This is a genomic window from Enterobacter cloacae complex sp. HYC074_NIDB, from assembly GCF_056673345.1.
In genome coordinates, this window is the sequence record NZ_CP114214.1 from 2,121,117 (window position 1) to 2,142,455 (window position 21,339).

22 protein-coding genes are annotated in these 21,339 nt (G+C 54.5%); 6 read left to right on the forward strand and 16 right to left on the reverse strand.

All coding sequences use genetic code 11. The features are described from left to right. Nucleotides 1-83 precede the first annotated feature (83 nt). From mliC to pdxY, 4 genes are all read left to right on the forward strand, one after another. A complete protein-coding gene (gene mliC / locus O1724_RS10525; RefSeq protein ID WP_023324546.1) occupies nt 84-407 on the forward strand; it encodes a C-type lysozyme inhibitor in 324 nt (107 codons plus the stop codon). Nucleotides 408-464: 57 nt separating this feature from the next. After that, nucleotides 465-1,121, forward strand: a complete 657-nt coding sequence (pdxH, locus tag O1724_RS10530; protein ID WP_003857601.1) for a pyridoxamine 5'-phosphate oxidase — start codon at nt 465-467, stop codon at nt 1,119-1,121. A 125-nt stretch (nt 1,122-1,246) separates the two neighbouring features. Next, complete coding sequence (gene tyrS, locus O1724_RS10535) at nt 1,247-2,521, forward strand: tyrosine--tRNA ligase (RefSeq protein WP_003857600.1); 1,275 nt, start codon at nt 1,247-1,249, stop codon at nt 2,519-2,521. Nucleotides 2,522-2,587: 66 nt separating this feature from the next. Further along, nucleotides 2,588-3,448: a pyridoxal kinase PdxY gene (gene pdxY, locus O1724_RS10540; RefSeq protein WP_045344119.1), complete on the forward strand. Its 861-nt coding sequence runs from the start codon at nt 2,588-2,590 to the stop codon at nt 3,446-3,448. A 90-nt stretch (nt 3,449-3,538) separates the two neighbouring features. On the opposite strand, the gene gstA is transcribed toward pdxY, so the two are convergent. The 12 genes from gstA to blr all read right to left on the reverse strand — a co-directional run bounded on the left by gstA (nt 3,539) and on the right by blr (nt 13,723). Further along, the gene (gene gstA, locus O1724_RS10545) at nt 3,539-4,144 is read right to left on the reverse strand and encodes a glutathione transferase GstA (protein ID WP_003857598.1); all 606 of its coding nucleotides are present in this window, start codon (nt 4,142-4,144) and stop codon (nt 3,539-3,541) included. 105 nt (nt 4,145-4,249) lie between these two features. Then, nucleotides 4,250-5,758 carry a dipeptide/tripeptide permease DtpA gene (dtpA, locus tag O1724_RS10550; protein ID WP_003857596.1) on the reverse strand — a complete coding sequence of 503 codons (1,509 nt, stop codon included), beginning with the start codon at nt 5,756-5,758 and terminating at the stop codon, nt 4,250-4,252. A gap of 613 nt (nt 5,759-6,371) precedes the next feature. Then, on the reverse strand, nt 6,372-7,007 hold the full coding sequence (gene nth, locus O1724_RS10555) for an endonuclease III (protein ID WP_003857594.1): 636 nt from the start codon (nt 7,005-7,007) through the stop codon (nt 6,372-6,374). Next, a complete protein-coding gene (locus O1724_RS10560) occupies nt 7,004-7,690 on the reverse strand; it encodes an electron transport complex subunit E (RefSeq protein WP_003857592.1) in 687 nt (228 codons plus the stop codon). The genes nth and O1724_RS10560 overlap by 4 nt, the downstream gene beginning before the upstream one ends. A 2-nt stretch (nt 7,691-7,692) precedes the next feature. Then, the gene (gene rsxG / locus O1724_RS10565) at nt 7,693-8,313 is read right to left on the reverse strand and encodes an electron transport complex subunit RsxG (RefSeq protein WP_003857590.1); all 621 of its coding nucleotides are present in this window, start codon (nt 8,311-8,313) and stop codon (nt 7,693-7,695) included. 10 nt (nt 8,314-8,323) lie between these two features. Further along, nucleotides 8,324-9,376, reverse strand: a complete 1,053-nt coding sequence (rsxD, locus tag O1724_RS10570; protein WP_003857588.1) for an electron transport complex subunit RsxD — start codon at nt 9,374-9,376, stop codon at nt 8,324-8,326. Further along, nucleotides 9,377-11,398, reverse strand: a complete 2,022-nt coding sequence (gene rsxC, locus O1724_RS10575) for an electron transport complex subunit RsxC (RefSeq protein WP_003857585.1) — start codon at nt 11,396-11,398, stop codon at nt 9,377-9,379. Continuing rightward, nucleotides 11,391-11,969 (reverse strand): electron transport complex subunit RsxB, encoded by a 579-nt coding sequence (gene rsxB / locus O1724_RS10580; protein WP_003857583.1) that lies wholly within the window; start codon nt 11,967-11,969, stop codon nt 11,391-11,393. Before rsxB ends, rsxC begins: the two co-directional genes overlap by 8 nt. Then, on the reverse strand, nt 11,969-12,550 hold the full coding sequence (gene rsxA, locus O1724_RS10585; RefSeq protein WP_003857582.1) for an electron transport complex subunit RsxA: 582 nt from the start codon (nt 12,548-12,550) through the stop codon (nt 11,969-11,971). Before rsxA ends, rsxB begins: the two co-directional genes overlap by 1 nt. A gap of 76 nt (nt 12,551-12,626) precedes the next feature. Next, complete coding sequence (locus O1724_RS10590; RefSeq protein ID WP_015570663.1) at nt 12,627-13,067, reverse strand: DUF2569 domain-containing protein; 441 nt, start codon at nt 13,065-13,067, stop codon at nt 12,627-12,629. Nucleotides 13,068-13,152: 85 nt separating this feature from the next. Further along, a complete protein-coding gene (ydgT, locus tag O1724_RS10595) occupies nt 13,153-13,368 on the reverse strand; it encodes a transcription modulator YdgT (protein ID WP_000217941.1) in 216 nt (71 codons plus the stop codon). A 229-nt stretch (nt 13,369-13,597) separates the two neighbouring features. After that, complete coding sequence (blr, locus tag O1724_RS10600; protein WP_151884424.1) at nt 13,598-13,723, reverse strand: division septum protein Blr; 126 nt, start codon at nt 13,721-13,723, stop codon at nt 13,598-13,600. A 239-nt stretch (nt 13,724-13,962) separates the two neighbouring features. Here blr and O1724_RS10605 point away from each other — a divergent pair, with 239 nt between their 5' ends. Further along, nucleotides 13,963-15,003, forward strand: coding sequence for an oxidoreductase (locus O1724_RS10605; RefSeq protein WP_003857576.1), 1,041 nt, complete (start codon nt 13,963-13,965; stop codon nt 15,001-15,003). Nucleotides 15,004-15,059: 56 nt separating this feature from the next. Here O1724_RS10605 and add read toward each other — a convergent pair whose 3' ends face one another. The 3 genes from add to malX all read right to left on the reverse strand — a co-directional run bounded on the left by add (nt 15,060) and on the right by malX (nt 18,970). After that, nucleotides 15,060-16,058 carry an adenosine deaminase gene (add, locus tag O1724_RS10610; RefSeq protein WP_015570661.1) on the reverse strand — a complete coding sequence of 333 codons (999 nt, stop codon included), beginning with the start codon at nt 16,056-16,058 and terminating at the stop codon, nt 15,060-15,062. Nucleotides 16,059-16,154: 96 nt separating this feature from the next. Continuing rightward, nucleotides 16,155-17,327 carry a MalY/PatB family protein gene (locus O1724_RS10615; protein ID WP_126296605.1) on the reverse strand — a complete coding sequence of 391 codons (1,173 nt, stop codon included), beginning with the start codon at nt 17,325-17,327 and terminating at the stop codon, nt 16,155-16,157. Nucleotides 17,328-17,377: 50 nt separating this feature from the next. Beyond that, entirely contained in the window at nt 17,378-18,970 is a 1,593-nt protein-coding gene (malX, locus tag O1724_RS10620) for a maltose/glucose-specific PTS transporter subunit IIBC (RefSeq protein WP_023324552.1), read from the reverse strand. A 179-nt stretch (nt 18,971-19,149) separates the two neighbouring features. On the opposite strand from malX, the gene O1724_RS10625 reads away from it, so the two are divergent. Continuing rightward, on the forward strand, nt 19,150-20,178 hold the full coding sequence (locus O1724_RS10625; protein ID WP_048974073.1) for a Mal regulon transcriptional regulator MalI: 1,029 nt from the start codon (nt 19,150-19,152) through the stop codon (nt 20,176-20,178). Between the two features lie 137 nt (nt 20,179-20,315). On the opposite strand, the gene O1724_RS10630 is transcribed toward O1724_RS10625, so the two are convergent. Continuing rightward, the gene (locus tag O1724_RS10630; protein ID WP_226860922.1) at nt 20,316-21,179 is read right to left on the reverse strand and encodes a DUF2971 domain-containing protein; all 864 of its coding nucleotides are present in this window, start codon (nt 21,177-21,179) and stop codon (nt 20,316-20,318) included. Between the last annotated feature and the right edge of the window lie 160 nt (nt 21,180-21,339).

A 21,339-nucleotide genomic window follows, 5' to 3' on the forward strand; every position in this document is an offset into this window, starting at 1 on the left:
GCGGGAGGCGTAACCCGTAAAATAGGGAAAAACAGGAGGGCGGTTAGGCCCTCCAGGACCAGGATAGTCTTCGGAATCTGCCCATGAAAAAACTTCTTCTCATTGCTGTACCTTTTCTTATGACCGGATGCAGCGTCTATAACCAGTTCGTTGAGCGTATGCAAACCGATACGCTGGAATATCGTTGTGATGAAAAACCGCTGACGGTGAAGCTGAACAACCCGCGTCAGGAAGCCAGCTTTGTTTATGACAATAAGTTGTTGACGCTGAAGCAGGGAATGTCGGCCTCCGGTGCGCGCTACTCAGACGGGATCTACGTCTTCTGGTCGAAAGGCGACAGCGCTACCGTCTACAAGCGTGACCGCATTGTGCTGAACGATTGTCAGCTTCAAAATCCGAAGCGTTGAGATTTTTGAAGGGGGCGCGCACAATAGCGCCACCCAATCTCACTTTCAGCTAACGCCATGTCAGATAACGACGAACTACAGCAAATTGCGCATCTGCGCCGTGAATACACCAAAGGCGGTTTGCGCCGCCAGGATCTTCCCGCCGAACCGCTGGTGCTTTTTGAACGCTGGCTGAAGCAGGCCTGCGAAGCGAAACTGGCCGACCCGACGGCGATGGTCGTTGCCACGGTTGATGAAAATGGTCAGCCGTATCAACGCATCGTTCTTCTCAAGCATTATGACGAGAAAGGGCTGGTGTTCTACACCAACCTGGGCAGTCGTAAAGCGCATCACCTTGAAAATAATCCGCGTATTAGCCTGCTCTTCCCGTGGCATATGCTTGAGCGCCAGGTGATGGTTACCGGCAAGGCGGAGCGCCTCTCTACGCTCGAAGTGGTGAAATATTTCCACAGCCGCCCGCGCGACAGTCAGATCGGTGCCTGGGTCTCTAAACAGTCCAGCCGAATCTCAGCCCGCGGCGTGCTGGAGAGTAAATTCCTCGAACTCAAACAAAAGTTTCAGCAGGGTGAAGTACCGCTGCCGAGTTTCTGGGGCGGGTTCCGCATCCCCATTGAGCAGATGGAATTCTGGCAGGGCGGTGAACACCGTCTCCACGACCGCTTTTTATACCAGCGCGACAACGGTGGCTGGAAAATCGACAGACTGGCACCGTAATCCCCAAAATTTGTTGATTTAAGCGCTAGCGCACACCGCGCTGGCGCTTTATTCTATGGTCCTTTCGCATCAGGCGAAAAGTCGTGTACCGGCAAAGGTGCAGTCGTTTATACATGGAGAATTTGATGGCAAGCAGTAACTTGATTAAACAATTGCAAGAGCGGGGCCTCGTGGCCCAGGTGACGGACGAGGAAGCGTTAGCAGAGCGACTGGCGCAAGGCCCGATCGCGCTCTATTGCGGCTTCGATCCCACCGCTGACAGCTTGCATTTGGGGCATCTTGTTCCATTGTTATGCCTGAAACGCTTCCAGATGGCCGGCCATAAGCCTGTCGCTCTGGTTGGCGGCGCGACCGGTCTGATTGGCGACCCAAGTTTCAAAGCCGCTGAGCGTAAGCTTAATACCGAAGATACCGTGCAGGAGTGGGTGGATAAGATCCGTAAACAGGTTGCACCATTCCTGGATTTCGACTGCGGTGAGAACTCTGCGATTGCGGCGAACAACTACGACTGGTTTGGTGGCATGAACGTGCTGACGTTCCTGCGTGACATCGGCAAACACTTCTCTGTTAACCAGATGATTAACAAAGAAGCAGTGAAGCAGCGTCTTAACCGTGACGACCAAGGTATCTCTTTCACCGAGTTCTCCTACAACCTGTTGCAGGGGTATGACTTTGCCTGCCTGAACAAGCTGCACGGCGTATCTCTGCAAATTGGCGGTTCCGACCAGTGGGGTAACATCACCTCCGGTATCGATCTGACCCGTCGCCTCCACCAGAATCAGGTGTTTGGTCTGACCGTGCCGTTGATCACCAAAGCAGACGGTACCAAGTTCGGTAAGACCGAAGGCGGCGCGGTATGGCTGGATCCGAAGAAAACCAGCCCGTATAAATTCTACCAGTTCTGGATCAACACGGCGGATGCCGACGTTTATCGCTTCCTGAAGTTCTTCACCTTTATGGATATCGAAGAAATCAATGCGCTGGAAGAAGAAGACAAGAACAGCGGTAAAGCACCACGCGCCCAGTACGTGCTGGCGGACGAAGTAACCAAACTGGTTCACGGCGAAGAAGGTCTGGCGGCGGCGAAACGCATTACGGCGAGCCTGTTCAACGGGACCCTGAGCGATTTAAGCGAAGCGGATTTCGAACAGCTGGCGCAGGATGGCGTACCGATGGTGGAGATGGAAAAAGGCGCCGATCTGATGCAGGCGCTGGTGGACTCCGAGCTCCAGCCGTCTCGCGGTCAGGCGCGTAAAACCATCGCCTCTAACGCGATCACCATTAATGGCGAAAAACAGGCCGATCCGGAATATACCTTTACCGAGAACGACCGTCTCTATGGTCGCTACACGCTGCTGCGTCGCGGTAAGAAAAATTACTGCCTGGTCTGCTGGAAGTAATTAAAAGTATGCAGGGGCGTGGGAAACCACGCCCCTTTTGTTTTGACAGGGTTTGGTAAGTACAACATGAAGAACATCCTCGCCATTCAGTCCCACGTTGTGTTTGGACATGCTGGCAACAGCGCTGCGGAATTCCCGATGCGCCGCCTCGGCGTTAACGTCTGGCCCCTCAATACCGTCCAGTTTTCGAATCATACCCAGTACGGTAAATGGACCGGCTGCGTGATGCCGCCGTCGCATCTGACGGAAGTCGTTCAGGGGATTGCGGATATCGACCAGCTTAAACGCTGCGATGCCGTACTGAGCGGCTATCTGGGTTCGGCGGAGCAGGGGGAACATATCCTCGGCATTGTGCGCCAGGTGAAAGCGGCAAACCCCGCGGCGAAATATTTCTGCGATCCGGTGATGGGACATCCTGAAAAAGGCTGCATCGTAGCGCCGGGCGTTGCGGAGTTTCATGTCCGTCATGCATTGCCCGCCAGCGATATTATTGCCCCCAACCTGATTGAACTGGAGATCCTCAGCGAGCATCCGGTTAACAGCGTAGAAGAGGCTGTAAGCGCCTCTCGCGAGCTGATCGCCCAGGGGCCAGAGATTGTGCTGGTGAAACACCTGGCACGCGCAGGGTTGAGCCAGGACCGTTTTGAAATGCTGCTGGTGACGAAGGATGAAGCCTGGCATATCAGTCGACCGCTGGTGGATTTCGGTGCACGTCAGCCTGTCGGGGTCGGGGATGTGACCAGCGGTTTGCTGCTGGTGAAGCTATTGCAGGGCGCGAGCCTGCGCGATGCGCTGGAGCACGTCACCGCAGCCGTTTATGAAATCATGATTGCGACGAAGACGATGCAGGAATATGAGCTCCAGGTCGTCGCGGCACAGGATCGCATCGCGAAGCCGGAGCACTATTTTAGCGCAACGCAGCTATAGACACTGCCCGGCGGCGCTGCGCTTGCACGGGCCTACGGAATTTGTAGGCCGGGTAAGCGTCAGCGCCACCCGGCTCCCCAGGCCGCTCCGTTAATTCAACCCTTCCGCTTTCAGCGCCGCCGCCACCGCAGGTCGCTCCGCCACGCGCGTCATATACGATGCGACATGGTCTAATCCTTCCATGTTCAACTTAACCGCGCGCGCCCAGCGCAGAACGGTAAACAGATAGGCATCGGCGATAGTGAAACGCGAGCCACAGATCCACTGGTCGTCTTTCAGCGCGTCGTTAACGTACTGCAACTTTTTCTCCAGCAGCGCGCGCACGGTAGGTTTGTACTCTTCTGGCGTGTCCGGGCGGAACAGGGGCGTAAAGCCTTTGTGCAGTTCGGTGGCAATATAGTTCAGCCACTCCAGCGTTTTATAACGCGCAATGCTGCCGGTGGGGGCTAGGAGCTGACGATCCGGTACGTTGTCCGCCAGGAATTGCATAATCGCCACCCCTTCGGTCAGCAGGGTGCCATCATCCAGCAGCAGGGCCGGAACCTGCCCTTTTGGGTTAATCGCAAAAAAGTCATCCCCGTTTTCCAGGCGCTTTTTCATCAAGTCAACGCCGTCCAGCGTGAAATCTTTACCGCTCTCGCGAAGCGTAATATGGGAAGCAAGAGAGCAGGCGCCCGGTTTATAGAACAGTTTCATCGGTAACTCCTTTTTGCTGAGGTTCCAGCTATGTTAGTGCGCGTTCGGATAAAAAAAAAGCCGCTAATCAATTAGCGGCTTCTGTTCAGTCGTTTCCCGATGACATTACGCGTTCGCGGTTTTAATCGCTTTAGCGGATTTGTCGTCGTCCTGCGTCATACGATTCAGTTTAGGTGCGGTCAGCAGCATCAGTACGGCAATCACGGCGGTCGCGATACCAATTTGCATGAACACGGTGCCGTAGACATTCAGGGAAACCAGCGGGTCGGTAACGTTGTCTGGTACCGCCATCAGGTTCGCAATCTTACCTGCGATGATGGCCGCGCCAGCGGTAGTCAGGAACCAGCTACCCATGATGAAGCCCATCAGACGCTGAGGGACCAGCTGCGCAACCATCGCCAGACCCAGACCGGAGATCATCAGTTCACCGATGGATTGCAGCGCATAGCTCAGGATCAGCCAGTTAACAGAAACGATACCCGCGTCGGTCGCGAATTTCGTCCCCAGCGGCAGCACCAGGAATGCGCCAGAGCACAGCACCATACCGATAGCGAACTTGTGCGGCATAGGCAGACGGTCGCCCATCTTGTTATAGATAGCGGCCAGAATCGGGCTACCAATCATGATCCAGAACGGGTTCAGGGCCTGATACTGCTCCGGCTCGAACGCGATACCGAGGATGGAGTGCTCAACGTTGCGGATAGCGAAGAAGTTCAGAGACGTTGGCATCTGGCTGTACAGAACGAAGAAGATGATCGCTTCCAGCATCAGAATGAACGCCACAATCATCTTACGACGTGCCGCACCCTGCATCGCGAAGGCTTCTTTCGCGAAGATAATCACGATACCCAGCGCAACCACGCCCAGTACGGCACGTGCAACGCCCTGGTTATGCAGCAGCCAGGTGGCGACAGCGGCCAGGATCACGATGCCGACGATGGTTGCCAGCAGTTTGCCCATGTGCACGGGTTCGAAGTCTGGTTTTGAACCATAGTCTTTAACCCAGCTACGGCAGAACAGGAAGTTCACAACGGTGATCAGCATACCCACGAAGCTCAGCGCAAACGCTACGCTCCAGCCGAATTTTGCGGCCAGCCATGGGGTTGCCAGCATAGAGAAGAAGGAGCCGATGTTGATGGACATGTAGTACATTGTAAATGCACCGTCCAGACGTGGGTCATCTTTGCTGTAGCAGGTAGAGAGCAGGGAAGATGGGTTCGCCTTGAAGAGGCCGTTACCTACCGCGATGGTAGCCATGCCCATGTAAACCACACCTGCATCGTGCCCGGACCAGGCAACCAGCCCATAGCCAATCGCCAGAACAACGGCGCCCAGCATAATGACTCGTTTAGTACCGAGGACTTTATCGCCTAACCAGCCGCCGATAGCGACGAGGCCATACACCAGGGCGCTGAAGGAAGAGAATAGCGTGATGGAATCGGCTTCAGACATACCCAGCTGTTTAACCAGGTAAACCGCCATGATCCCTTGCAGGCCGTAGTAGCCAAAACGTTCCCATAATTCGATAGAGAAAATGAGATAGAACGCTTTAGGCTGTTTGAAAGCGTTAAGACTTACGCTCTCATCTGTTGGTTTATTGTTTGCAGTAGACACATATACCTCTTTTTTTACATCCCATATTAACGGGGGTGTTCATAGCGTGATGACCGTAGTCCATCCGCTTTATAGTTATATTGGGAGGGGAAACGGCGGGTAATGTTCACTATCCAGCCCCATCTGGCAATACGTTTGTAATAATCTGTTACATATAACTCTGGCGGTATAATCATCGGTTCCCGCAAATGTTATGCAGCTTTAAATTTCATTGGTTGAAAATTAGTGGTTTTTTTGACTGTGAGCGACCCTGTTTAATGGCTGTATGGCGATATGTTCTGCTATTTCGGGTGATTGGCAGTGATATAGCCCATGTTCTGAAAAATGACTGGTCTTATGTGCGGTGTTGAATAGACGAAATCTTGTCTGACAAAGGGGTTGGGCGGGTTTTAACAACAAAAATCCAACATCAGGTTATCAGAGTGATCGCGATCACAGATGTATAGAAATTTTTGGTGATGAAAAAACTATTAACCTGTTTGAGTGTTAAATGACCGAAGAATCGACAATGCGTAAAGGAGAAAGAGAGGGCAATTTATGGTCAATCGAGAAGATATCAGAGCCCTTGTTAATTCTAAGGGCTTGAACAGGTAAGAAGTAAGGTGGTTTACGCTCAGGGATAGACTTTTTCTTTGTATTCGCAGAGATCTTCGATAATGCAGGAACCGCAGCGTGGCTTACGGGCAATACAGGTATACCGGCCGTGCAGGATCAGCCAGTGGTGGCAGTCCACCTTAAATTCCGCAGGAACGACTTTTAACAGCTTCTCTTCAACCTCTTCCACGTTTTTACCCGGCGCGAAACGGGTGCGATTTGAGACGCGGAAGATATGGGTATCCACGGCGATGGTCGGCCAGCCAAACGCCGTGTTCAGCACCACATTTGCCGTTTTACGCCCGACGCCCGGCAACGCTTCCAGCGCGGCGCGATCTTCAGGGACTTCACCGCCGTGCTTCTCCAGCAGGATCCGGCAGGTCTTAATGACGTTTTCGGCCTTGCTGTTAAACAGGCCAATGGTCTTGATATAGGATTTCACACCTTCAACGCCCAGCTCCAGCATGGCCTGCGGCGTATTGGCGACAGGGTAGAGCAGGGCCGTGGCTTTATTGACGCTCACGTCCGTCGCCTGTGCAGAGAGCAGCACCGCGATCAACAGTTCAAACGGCGAGTTAAAGTTCAGCTCTGTCGTTGGATGAGGATTCTCATCGCGCAGGCGCGTCAGGATCGCAATGCGTTTCTCTTTATTCATACTGCTTTCTCGGGGATCCCTTCCTGTACGCTGCGTTCAGCGGCGCGGCGTTTACGTTTTTCATCAATCAGGTATTTTAACGCCAGCATCATCCCAAGGCCAATGAAGGCGCCAGGAGGTAGCATGGCCAGCAGGAACGGGGTGTCCGTATGGAACACCTCAATACGCAGCGACTTCGCCCAGCCGCCAAGCAGCGCGTCCGCACCGTCGAAGAGCGTACCGTTGCCCAAAATTTCACGCAGAGAGCCGAGGACGAACATGGCGGCAGTCGCGCCCATGCCGATGGAAAACCCATCCAGCGCGGATATGGCCGGATTGTTTTTCACCGCGAAGGCTTCAGCGCGGCCTACGACAATACAGTTAGTCACGATAAGCGGAATGAAGATCCCGAGCGACTGGTACAGGCCAAATGCGTAGGCGTTAATCAGCATTTGCACGACGCTGACCACCGACGCAATGATCATGACATAAATCGGAATACGGATTTCTGACGGCGTCCAGCGGCGCAAAACAGAAATGGAAAAGTTAGTCAGGGTCAGCACCAGCGTGGTCGCCAGCCCCAGCCCGAGCGCGTTGGTGGCGGTAGACGTCACCGCCAGCAGCGGACATAGCCCCAGCAGCTGCACCAGCGCGGAGTTGTTCTTCCAGAGACCCTGGACGATAACCTCTTTAACCTGGCTCATGGTCACTCCTCACAGGTGGAAAGATGATTGATCTGCGCGGGCAGCGTTTCGGCATACAGCCCGGCGCGCTTTACGGCGTTGACCACCGCGCGCGGAGTAATCGTGGCGCCCGTGAACTGGTCAAATTCGCCGCCATCTTTTTTCACCGCGAAAGCAGGATCGTCCTCGCCATGAATCATCTTTCCGGCGAAGTGTAAGATCCAGTCGCTTAAGCGTGTTTCAATTTTGTCGCCAAGGCCCGGCGTTTCGTGATGCTCCGTCACGCGCGTACCCAGTACGGTGCCGGAAAAATCGCTGCCCACCAGCAGCTGAATCGCACCGGAGTAACCGTCCGGCGCGGTGGCTTCCATGACGGCGCCCACGGGGTTATCGCCCTTGCGGGCAATATAAACGCGATGGGGTCCTTTACCAAGCTGCGGAGCCTGCACGACAAAGCAGCTTTTTTGCAGGTCATTATCGTAGAGATCGGATGGGATCACCTGATCGAACAGCGCTTTTTGCTGCTTCATTGCCTGCTCTGCAATGGTGGTTTTCGTCAGTTCATTTACCAGCGCGGTCAGCCCGGTGAGGGCGGCGGCGAAGATCGCCAGCGTGACGCCGTGTTTTTGCATTGTCTTTAGCATGGCGCGACCCTTAGCGATGACCGTACACGCGTGGACGCGTGTAGTAGTCGATGAGCGGAACGGTGATGTTAGCCAGCAGCACGGCAAATGCCACGCCGTCCGGATAGCCGCCAAAGCTGCGAATAAGCCAGACCAGCAAGCCTGCCAGCGCGCCGAAAATCAGACGACCACGGTTGGTGGTAGAGGCGGTGACCGGATCGGTCAGAATAAAGAATGCCCCGAGCATGGTCGCGCCGGAGAGCAGATGGAGCTGCGGGCTGGCCAGTGACTCAGGTGAGATAACCCAGCCGAGCGTCGAGCAGACGGCCAGCGTCACCAGGAAGCTCACCGGAATATGCCAGCGGATCGCCTTCTGTTGCAGCAGGAACGCGCCACCCAACAGGTAGGCCAGATTGACCCACTGCCAGCCAGCACCTGCCAGTACGCCGCTGTAAATAGACGATTTCATCACCTGCTCCACGCTTTGTCCGGCACGCAGGGAGGTTTTGAAGGTATCGAGCGGAGTGGCCTGACTGATGCCGTCCACGCCCATGCGAAGCGCGTTCATATCTGCGCCCAGCGCGGTGTGGCCGGTAAAGATAACGTGCAGGGCATCCATAAAGCCGGGCACCGTGGCGGCGATCTCATGCGGCGGCAGCCAGCTGGTCATCTGTACCGGGAAGGAGATCAGCAGTACTACGTAGCCAATCATCGCCGGGTTAAACGGGTTATGGCCCAGCCCGCCGTACAGCTGTTTGGCGATGATCACCGCAAACACCGTTCCCAATACCACCATCCACCACGGGGCGAACGGGGGAATGCTGATGGCCAGCAACAGGCCGGTCAACAGGGCGGAGTTATCGCTCAGGATGCGAGTCACCTCCATTTTGCGCAGCTTCAGGATCGCGGCTTCCGCTGCGACGGCACTGGCGCAACCCAGAACTAACTGGAAAAGCGTACCCCAGCCGAAAAACCAACACTGTACGGCAATACCTGGCAGCGCGGCCAGGCACACCAGCATCATAATACGCGATGTCTGGCGCTGGTTATGGGTATAAGGGGAACTTGCAATTCTGAAAACCATTTAATCCTCGTTAACGGCTTGCTGCGCGGCTTTCTTTGCCTGAACGCGCGCAATCGCGGCGGCGACTGCGGCTTTGCGTGGATCGTCATTAGCGGCCGCAGGCAGTTCGTCCTGCTGTGCCGCTTTTCGTGCTTTGGCACGGGCGATGGCCGCTTCAACGGCGGCTTTACGCGGATCGACAGGGGCTTCACTCTCTTCGGCAGGTTGTAGCTGTGCCGCTTTACGTGCTTTGGCGCGGGCGATAGCGGCTTCAACGGCCGCCTTGCGCGGATCCGTCGCTTCCTGTTCAACCACCACTGTCTGCTGACCGGCTTTGCGGGCTTTTGCCCTGGCAATAGCCGCTTCCACCGCCGCTTTACGCGGGTCGATGTCGGCTTCCGGTTTGGCGTTTTGCGCTTTCTCCGCCTGACGCGCGCGTGCTTCGGCTTTCCGCGCTTCGCGGGCTGCAATCGCTTCGCTGTTGTCCGGTTTTTCTCCCGGAGCGATCACAACCGTCTGGGCGGCGGTGGCTTTCTTCTCGCGTACGCGGGCCAGGGCTGCGTTAATGGCATCCTGATCTTTCGCCGCAGGCTGCACGGCAGCCTGCTTATGGCGTTCCTGACGGGCTTGTTTCTCGCGCTCCAGTCGCGCCTGGCGCGCTTCAAAGCGGGCCTTCGCTTCAGCGGCACGTTTTTCTTCCATGGAGATGGCGTAGATTTCAGCTTTCTCCTGACGGAAATACTGCACCAGCGGAATATTGCTTGGGCAGACCCAGGCGCAGGCACCGCATTCAATACAGTCAGCCAGGTTATGCGCCTGGGCTTTATCGTGCAGCTGGCCTTTGCTGTACCAGTACAACTGCTGCGGCAGTAAATCTGCCGGGCATGCGTCCGCACAGGCGCTACAGCGTATGCAACCTTTCTCTTCCTGCGTTTCGCCCATCTCCGTCAGGGAAGGGGCAAGCAGGCAGTTGGTAATCTTCACCACCGGCACATCAAGCCACGGCAGGGTAAAGCCCATCAGCGGGCCGCCCATAATGACCAGTTGATCGCTACCCGGGCAGAAGCCAGCCTGTTCCAGCAGATGACGCACCGGCGTACCCAGACGCGCCCAGATGTTGCCGGGACGGGAGACGGACTCGCCGGTCAGTGTGACGACGCGCTCGGTCAATGGCTCGCCGTCAATCACCGCACGTTTCACCGCGTAGGCGGTCCCCACGTTTTGCATCAGCACGCCGATGTCGGACGAACGGCCTCCGTGGGGGACCTGTTTGCCGGTCAGGATCTGCGTCAGCTGTTTTGCCCCGCCGGACGGATATTTGGTCGGGATCACGCGCAGGGCGATATCATGGCTGTCCGCCAGAACCGCACGCAGCATCGAAATGGCCTGCGGTTTATTGTCCTCAATACCGATCAGCACTTCGCGGGGTTGCAGGATATGCGCAAGAATGCGAATACCTTCCACCACCTGCGCGGCACAGTCCTGCATCAGACGGTCATCGGCGGTGATGTACGGTTCGCACTCGGCGGCATTGATGATCAGCGTTTCGATTTTATCGCCGCCGCCGTGAAGCTTAGCGCCGGTCGGGAAGCCTGCGCCCCCCAGACCCGCCACGCCGAACTGATGAATGCGTTCAATCAGCGCTTCACGGCTGTGGGAACGGTAGTCGCTCCAGCCGTCACGCTCGATCCAGCGGTCTTCACCATCGGCTTCAATGATCACGCTCAGCTCAGACAACGCCGACGGATGGGCAACGGTATGGGGGGCAACAGCCACCACCTTACCGGAAGTCGGGGCATGTATCGGCAACATCCGTCCGCGACCAAAGGTCAGCGGCTGGCCGCGAAGAACGCTATCGCCTTCTTTCACGCACAATTCGCCTTCCGCGCCGATATGCTGTTTCAGGGGCATAACGTAACGGGTCGCCAGCGGGATCTGGCGCAGCGGCGTGCCGTTAGACTGCGATTTCATCTCAGGCGGATGAATGCCGCCGTCGAAATCCCAGATCTTCTCTTTTCTGAAGGCAGAAAATAACTTAAGCATGTTGTTCCACAGGAATATTGCGAACCGGAATGGTCTGAAGGTCCCACTTCCAGTTTTCGGTAGTCGTTTCAACCGGGCGCAGTTCTATACACTGCGTCGGGCAGGGCGCCACGCAGAGATTACAGCCGGTGCACAGATCCGCCACAACGGTATGCATCGCGCGCGTTGCGCCCACAATGGCGTCAACAGGACACGCCTGAATACATTTTGTGCAGCCAATGCAGTTGGCTTCGTCGATAACAGCAAGGGCACGAACAGGCTCCTGGGCCTGTTCATCGCCGTCGACAGGCTGGGGATCGACGTTCAGCAGGGCAGCTATTTTAAGCATGACCGCTTCGCCACCCGGCGCGCAGCGGTTGATCTTTTCTCCCTGCACGCCCACCGCCTCAGCGTAAGGGCGGCAGCCAGGGTAGCCGCACTGCCCGCACTGGCTCTGGGGTAAAAGTTCATCAATTTTTTCAACCACCGGATCGTCCTCCACCGCAAACCGGCGGGAGGCGTAACCCAGAATGATGCCAAAGACGAGTCCCAGCACGCTGATGGACGCGATGGCAATCCAGATAGCACTCATTACAACTTCACCAGACCACTAAAGCCCATAAAGGCCAGAGACATTAAACCTGCGGTCACCAGAGCGATGGCGTTACCGCGAAACGGCGCGGGAATATCCGCCGCGGCCAGACGCTCGCGAATCGAGGCGAACAGGACCATAACAAAAGAAAAACCGACCGCGGCGGAAAAACCATACAGCGCCGATTGCAGGAAATTATGCCCAAGGTTGATATTCAGTAGCGCCACGCCCAGCACCGCACAGTTAGTGGTGATGAGGGGCAGAAAAATACCCAACAGGCGATACAGGGCAGGGCTGGTTTTCCGCACCACCATTTCGGTAAATTGCACCACGACCGCAATGACCAGAATAAAGGCCAAAGTGCGCAGGTAGAGCATGTCGAGCGGGATTAGGATCCAGGTATCAATCAGCCATGCGCAAATGGAGGCCATCGTCATCACGAAGGTGGTTGCCAGCCCCATGCCCATTGCCGTCTCCAGCTTTTTGGAGACGCCCATAAACGGGCACAGGCCAAGGAACTTCACCAGTACGAAGTTATTCACCAGCACAGTTCCGACAAAGAGCAGTAAGTAATCGGTCATTATTTAGCCTGAAATAAAATAGCCGCCTATTATCGGATAAACGACAACAGGCCACAACAGGTTAACTGTAAGGTTATTACGGGTTGACAAAGGTCTTCTTAACGCGCGTCGAACGCTTGAAATAAGGGACCAGAAGCGCCGTCGCCAGTAGCGGAAACAGTAACTGGCGAACCGCCAGCGCGTCAGACACAGGCGAGAAAGCGAACGCTTTGACAGCCAGCAGCACGGAGACCAGCAGCCAGATAATGTAATGCTTTGGCACGCTTTTGCGGCGTTTGAAGAAGGCGATAGTCAGCCACAGCGTGTAGTACCACATCGCGATCGCGAAAACGAACGACACAAACCACGTCGCAATATTGAGCGCACTCTGGGACATCAGTGTCTGGATAGCATGAGGCGTAACCAGTGCGGTGGTGTAAAGCAACAGCGCCAGTGAAGCGCTTAATAATGCCACCAGCAGCCATGCCAGCGGGGCGATTAACCAGCCCCCAATTCTCTCTCCAGGCAATGCGGTCATACGCTCTCCCATAGTCTGCGCGAAATGTTATACAGAAATTTGCAGGGCGGAGAGTATATAACATTTCACGCCGAAGGCTACTTTCTTATACAACGTAACGCCATACGGATTTAGGCACTTCCCCCACATTGAACAGACGACCGCCAGAGACCAGTTCGGCGCGACGATGGTCAGCAGCGCGGTACATATTGATGATGTCCTGATTATCCGACAGCGTGTAGTTCAGATGGTCAAACAGTTTTTCCAGGCTTTCAAGGGAATTGATCTTGCGAAATTTTAATAAATAGTCCTGAACTGTCATATTAATAAGTTTCCATATAAAAGGGTAATACCCATAAAGGTAATGCGTTCGAATAATAAACGGATTAATAAAGACGTAAACTGTCCACTCGGGTAACGCGACGAAATTAGGAGTTTTCTTTGCGAAGAATCAGGCATCAGGAGATGCCTGAAAGAGAAGGGTAACCCCGTTCATTACGGCTGGCAATATGTTCCATGACGTAATGTGTCACGCTTTATGACGACACGGCTTACTTTTGTTGTGCGACAGTCACAGGCTCCGGCGGCTGGTAGTTATCGATATGGCTGGCAATGCCGAGCAACACGACTGAAACCCCAAGGACAATCCATCCCGCTAATTCAATGATTCGATTAATTATTGACGTCATAATTTGTGTTTGTAATTTATCCATAAATACAGATTACAAATGTTACAGCGCCCTTTTCTTCAGAGCAAGCGCTTTGGGAACGATTCCCCGGCCCCCTATGCGCACTTTAATGCGAGGTAACAAAAAACGCTGTCGTGAGATGCTATTTTAACTCACAGGGCACATTATTAATGTGTGCGTTAAGCACAAGGCCAGTGATAAATAAGCGCACAGCGAGGGGGCAAACGATGAGTGAAAACATCCGCGTCGGTCTTATTGGCTACGGGTACGCAAGCAAAACCTTTCATGCACCGCTGGTTGCCGGCACGCCGGGAATGGAACTGGCGGCCATCACAAGCAGCGATGAGACTAAGGTCCGCGCCGACTGGCCAGCCGTGCCGGTGGTAACGGAGCCTAAGCATCTGTTTAACGATCCTAATATTGACCTTATTGTCATTCCTACCCCTAACGACACTCATTTCCCCCTGGCGAAAGCGGCGCTGGAGGCAGGCAAACATGTTGTTGTCGATAAGCCCTTCACCGTGACGTTGTCACAGGCGCGCGAGCTGGATGCGCTGGCGCGAAGTCTGGGTCGGTTATTATCGGTCTTTCACAACCGGCGCTGGGACAGCGATTTCCTGACGGTCAAAGCGCTGCTCAACGAAGGCACGCTCGGCGAAATTGCCTTTTTTGAGTCGCACTTCGATCGTTATCGTCCGCAGGTGCGAGATCGCTGGCGCGAGCAGGCGGGACCGGGCAGCGGCATCTGGTATGACTTAGCGCCGCATCTTCTCGATCAGGCCGTTCATCTGTTTGGTCTGCCCGTAAGCATGACGGTCGATTTAGCGCAGCTCAGGCCGGGGGCGCAGACCACCGACTATTTCCATGCCATTTTGAGTTATCCGCAGCGGCGCATTGTGCTGCACGGGACAATGCTTGCGGCGGCGGAATCGGCCCGCTATATCATTCATGGGGCGCGCGGCAGCTATGTGAAGTTCGGCCTGGATCCGCAGGAAGAGCGCCTCAAAAATGGCGAACGCTTACCGCAGGAGGACTGGGGCTACGACATGCGCGACGGGGTGGTGACGCGTGCGGAGGGTGAGGCGCTGGTTGAAGAGACGGTATTGACCCTGCCGGGGAACTATCCGGCGTATTACGCCGCCATTCGTGACGCACTGAACGGTTCAGGTGAAAATCCGGTTCCCGCAAGCCAGGCAATCCAGATTATGGAGCTCATTGAGCTGGGGATCGAATCTGCCAAACATCGCGCAACGCTCTGTCTGGCATAAGTGCCAAACGCTTTTGTAGGCCGGGTAAGCGCAGCGCCACCCGGCAGTAAAGAGGACTACTGAGCAACTTTATCGCGCAGCGCCTGTTTCTCTTCAGGCGTCAGGAAGGCGATCTCCAGCCCGTTGATTTGCGCCTGACGGATCTGCTCGCGGCTCAGCCCGGCCTGCGGCGCGGCGATGTTGTATTCGTGAATAATATCCACGCCCTGAACCGCCGGATCGTCCGTGTTCAGTGAAGCCAGCACCCCGTGTTCAAGGAAGGTTTTCAGCGGGTGTTGCGCCAGCGATGCCACTGTACTGGTCTGAATATTGGAGGTCAGGCAGGATTCGATTCCAATACGTTGTTCGGCGAGGAAATCCATCAGCGCGCGATCTTCAATGGCTTTCACGCCGTGACCAATACGTTCCGCACCCAGTTCACGAATGGCCTGCCAGATGCTTTCCGGCCCCGCGGCTTCGCCTGCATGAACGGTAATATGCCATCCTGCATCACGTGCGCGGTTGAAATGAGACAGGAACAGGCTGCCCGGGAAGCCCAGCTCGTCACCGGCGAGGTCGATGGCGGTGATCTGGTCGCGATGCGCCAGTAATGCTTCCAGCTCCTGAAGACAGGCCGCTTCACCGAAGGTACGGCTCATAATGCCGATCAAACGCGCCTGAACGTCAAAGGTTTTGCAGCCTTCACGCACGCCTTCAATGACCGCTTCAACCACGCCCGCTACGGGGAGATTGTGGGTCATCGCCATATAGCCCGGGGAGAAACGCAGTTCGACATAGTGCAGGCCGTTGCGCGCGGCATCTTCGATGTTTTCAAAGGCGACACGGCGACAGGCATCGACCGAGGCCAGCATCTTCACGCCCCAATCGAGCTTGCTCAGAAAGCTCACCAGATCCGGTTCGTTCGACGTGACCTGAACATGGGGGATCAGGGTTTCAAGCGTTTCGGCAGGGAGGGTTAAATTGAACTGGCGACCAAGATCGAGAATGGTTTGGGCACGAATGTTTCCGTCGAGGTGGCGGTGAATATCAGTTAAAGGCAGGCGTGTATCAATCATGGTCGCACTCTTTGCTGGTTAAAGTGCGCCATATTATAAAAACAAAACGGGGTAAAAAGCTATTTGCGCAAGGGAATATTCCGTTGCGCAAATAATTTACAGCAGCGTGTTGATGCCCGCGATGAGGCGCTGAACGCCCTGTTCAAGCTTACTACGGGGGCAACCCGCGTTCAGACGAACGTAGCCTTTCCCTTCGGCTCCATAGGTATATCCCGGCATGATGGCCACTTTTTGCTGTTCAATCAGCACGTTTTGCAGCGTCTTGTCATCAATGCCAAGCGGGCTGAGATCGACCCAGGCCAGATAGGTTGCCTCGGGCGGTTGCCAGTTGAGTGTCGGAAAAGCACTGTTTAATTCGCGAGCAACATACCGCAGATTCTCTTCGAGATAGGTCCGCAGCGCGTCCAGCCAGGGTTCGCCCTGTCGGTAAGCAGCAATATGCGCGGTCAGCGCCAGCACGGAAGGGGAAGAGAGTCCGTCCCTACCTTTTAATGCATTCAGATAGGCGTTACGGCTGGCGTCATCGGCGATAAGCCCCCAGGCGCCCGTCAGCGCCGGAATGTTGAAGCTTTTGGAACCCGAGGTCAGCAGCGCCCATTTACCGCGCGCAACCTCATTCCACGGGGTATGACGATGCGTGCCCCATACCATGTCCATATGAATTTCGTCGCTGATCACCGCTACGTCATAACGTTCACACAGGGCCGCCATTGTGGTCAGCGCCTCCCGAGTCCAGACTTTTCCGGTCGGGTTTTGCGGGCTACACAGCAGCAACACCTTGTTTTCCGGTTTTGATAGCGCCGCTTCCAGCGAGGCCATATCCCCCTCCCAGCCATGCGCTGTTTTCTGCATCGGCACGGAAACAACGGTACGCTGGTTGCCTTCGATGGCTTTATAAAAGGCATCGTAAGCCGGAGTATGGACCACCACGCCGTCGCCAGGCGAGGACCAGAGGCGGATCAGCTCCGAGACCATATAAATGACCGACGGCCCATACACCACGGTTTCGGTATCAATCTGACTGTTAAAGCGTTGCCGGAGCCAGTGCGCCACGGCGGCCAGAAATTCGTCATTTTTCCAGCGACTGTAACCAAACACCCCGTGGTTTATTCGCTGGTGCAGCGCATCGGTAATGCATGGGGCGGTGGCGAAATCCATATCAGAGATGGTGAAGGGCAGCAGGTCGGCAGCGCCAAAACGGTCAGCGACATAATCCCACTGGGTACACCAGGTGCCGTGTCGATCCACGACGGTTGAAAAATCAAACATGACGGTGCTCCGTAAAGTAAAACCCCCTCATGACGAGGGGGGGCGAGGCATCAGGCTTCGACGGTTCGCATCAGGGTTGCCAGCTCATCCTTCACTGACTGTACCTGCGGGCCAATGACGACCTGCAAATTGTGCTGATTTAACTGTACTACGCCAATAGCCCGGTTAGCTTTAAGTGCGTTGGTATCCACTTTGGACATGTCCGCCACCGACAAACGCAGGCGGGTGATGCAGTTATCCAGAGAGGTAATATTATCCGCACCGCCCAGCGCCGCCAGAATAGCCGGCGTGTTATATCCGGATTTCCCAACGGTACCGGCCACCGCCTGTTCAACGCTGGTGGCCGTATCGGTATCGCGGCCAGGCGTTTTCAGGTTGAAGCGGGTGATGGCGAAGCGGAAGATCCCGTAGTAAACCGCGAACCAGATGGCGGCCACAACCGGCACCAGATACCACTTGGTGGACAGGCCGTGCAGGATACCGAATACCACGAAGTCAATCACGTTACCGTCGGTGTTACCGATGGTCACACCGAGCACAGCCATCACGGTAAAGCCCAGGCCCGTCAGTACGGCGTGGATGAGGTACAGTACCGGTGCCACGAACAGGAACAGGAACTCGATAGGTTCTGTCGTACCGCCCACCACGCAGGCAATAACGCCGGAGATCAGCAGACCTTTAATTTTATGACGATTTTCCGGACGGGCACAGTGGTACATCGCCAGCGCAGCACCCGGCAGGCCGCCGAGGAAGGCAGGCATTTTACCCTGAGAAAGGAAACGCGTCGCACTTTCAGAGAAGCCGTGAGTGGTCGGGCAGCTCAGCTGGGCCTGGAAGATGGTCAGCGCGCCGCTAACGGAATGACCGCAAACGTCCATGGTGCCGCCTGCTTCCGTAAAGCGGATCAGGGCAACCAGGATGTGCTGTAAACCAAACGGTAGCAGCAGACGTTCACCCGTACCGAAAATCATCGGGCCGAAATCACCCGCGCCGTTGATAATGCGGCCAATCCCGGTGATCCCCATGGCAAAAATCGGCCAAATCAGAGGGATGATCAGACCAAACAGACCCATCACAACCAGCGTAATGATTGGCACAAAGCGGGTCCCGCCGAAGAAGGCCAGCGCATCGGGCAGGCGGATGTTGTGGAAGCGCTCGTGCAGCATCCAGATAATCACCCCCGCGATCACGGCTCCAAGGATCCCGGTATCGATGGACTGAATACCAATCACGCTCTGAATGTTATTGGCTTTCAGTACCGCCGCGTCGGTCGTCGGCAGGATCCCTTTGGCGGTCAGCCAGAAGTTAACCGCAAGGTTCATGACCGCATAGCCAACGAAGCCCGCAAACGCCGCCACGCCTTTGTTTTCGCGCGCCAGACCCAGAGGAATGGCGATACAGAACATTACCGGCAGGAAGCTAAAGGCAAACGATCCGACCTTGCTCATCCAGATGAAGATCGCCTGAAGTACCGGATTTCCCAGGAAAGGGATCAGAGTAATGACGTCATGACTGCTTAACGAGCTGCCGATCCCCAGCATAATCCCGCAAAAAGAGAGAAGCGCCACGGGCAGCATAAAGGTTTTACCCAGTTGCTGGAAAAACTCCCACAGCGATATTTTTTGTGCTGCTTTCGTCGTCATAAAACGACTCCTTAAATGGTAGAAAGAGATTTAACGACCTCGATGGGGCGAGAAGATAAAACGTTTTATCAAACTTTAGTGCGCGCTAAATCACATTCTCAGGCTTTTACTGGTAGTATAAAGATAACGTATTGATAAAACGTTTTAGCGATCTCATTATCAAGGAGTCACGCCACCACATGGCTGTAGCGAAAAAGATCACCATCAACGATGTCGCGCTGGCGGCAGGCGTTTCCGTCAGCACCGTTTCGCTGGTATTGAGCGGGAAGGGGCGCATCTCTCCTGCAACGGGTCAGCGCGTCAACGAGGCCGTTGAGCAACTGGGCTTTGTGCGTAATCGCCAGGCGTCGGCGCTGCGCGGCGGGCAAAGCGGGGTGATAGGGCTGATCGTTCGCGACCTCACGTCGCCGTTTTATGCGGAACTGACCGCCGGGCTTACCGAGGCGCTTGAAGCGCAGGGGCGAATGGTTTTCCTGCTCCACGGCGGGCGTGAACCGGAGCAACTGCTGTCCCGGCTGGATATGCTGCTGACGCAAGGAGTCGATGGGGTGATTGTGGCTGGCGCGTCTGGCGTGGGCAGTGAACTGTGCGAACGCGCCGCGCAGAAAGGCGTACCGCTGGTGTTTGCGTCGCGCGCCAGCTATCTCGACGAAGCCGATACCCTTCGGCCAGATAACATGCAGGCCGCACAAATGCTGACCGAACATCTTATTCATCGCGGCCATCAGCGCATCGCCTGGCTCGGTGGGAAAAGCTCGTCCCTGACGCGTGCCGAGCGGGTGGGCGGTTACTGCTCCACGCTCATCAAATACGGCCTGCCGTTTCACAGCGAATGGGTGGTGGAGTGTGAATCCAGCCAGAAAAAAGCCGCGGAAGCCATCGGCACGTTGCTCCGCAACAGCCCGACGATCAGCGCGGTGATTTGCTATAACGATGTCATTGCAATGGGGGCGTGGTTCGGTTTGATCCGCGCCGGACGCCAGAGCGGTGAGGGCGGGGTAGAAACGTTTTTCGGCCATCAGGTAGCGCTGGGGGCGTTTGCGGACGTCGGTGAAAATGCGCTGGACGATCTCCCCATCGTCTGGGCGACAACGCCGGCTCGTGAAATGGGGTATACCCTGGCAGACAGGATCATGCAGCGGATTGAGAAGGCAGACGTGCAGGCCGGGCATCAGATTGTGGCGGCGCGGTTAGTGACGGTGAAGTAAACGCGTTGCTTGTACGGGCCTGCAACGGCTCATGATCGTAGGCCGGGTAAGCGTCAGCGCCACCCGGCTAAAAGATTGTGCAATCTCAAACACTCGTTGGTTTAATCACTAATATGATAAATTATTAGGGCGTTCATCTATGGTGAAATTATTATTTTTCTATGTTCGCCAAATGTGCTCTTTCGTATACGTGCTAAAGGATACTTTTGAACAAGTTTTGTAAAATCCAAATCATTATCATCAAAATGAGGGCCCAGAATTATCGACTTAAGTTCTAACGGGTGAAAACCATAGTCACTGTAGTATCCAGAATTAGCTGTTTTCGAATAGGTTGATATTCTCCATTCTTTTTCGTATGCCCAATCTTCTGTTTTGATAAATGTGATTTCATTGTTTATATAGTCAATTGCTTGACTGTCTGGTAAGAAAAGTAAATCTGCCATACCCTCAGCAGTATAAGTTAAAGGCATTTCATTTGTATAATTTATTGGTTTTGCTATTAACCATGCACTATCAAGTTCATCAATGCATTCAAATTCAATAACAACACCTTTGTATCCGTTAGCATAATGATTCCACATTGGTGGGATTGTAGCACTTTCTGATAAACATAAAATTCTTCTATCATTGAGCATACCTCGCCACATATTTTTCATATCTTCTATAGCAATAGGTGCTCCTGGCCCAACAGGAGGATCGATTTCAATTTCTTGAAATTTTTCCGCTAAACCCGGAGGAATGCCGTATGGGAAAAGTTTTTTATAAATTTCTAAAAGCGTCCTTATTCTTGGATTCACATTTTCAAGATCCTGCCTTGGGTTAAGCAATTCCTGCTTCAGTTTTCGCGCTAATGCTTTACCTAGAGTAATTTCATTGACATTTTTCATTACCTCGCGAGGTACATCAAAAGGGTCATTAAATATTATTGGTGAACTCCATCTTAGACTGCAATTTTCGAGAACAATTTTGGCGGTATTTGCTGACATATATTTATAAAACATTTGCCGCTCATGTGTTCTGTATGATTTTCGCATAAATTGTCTCGCAAAATAAGTTGATTATGATTGCCAGTAATTTTGGCAGCCGAACGAGCTACATGAATTTTGGCATTGAAAATATTATATCATTTCATATTTAGAATTCGAATGATTCCAGGTGTGT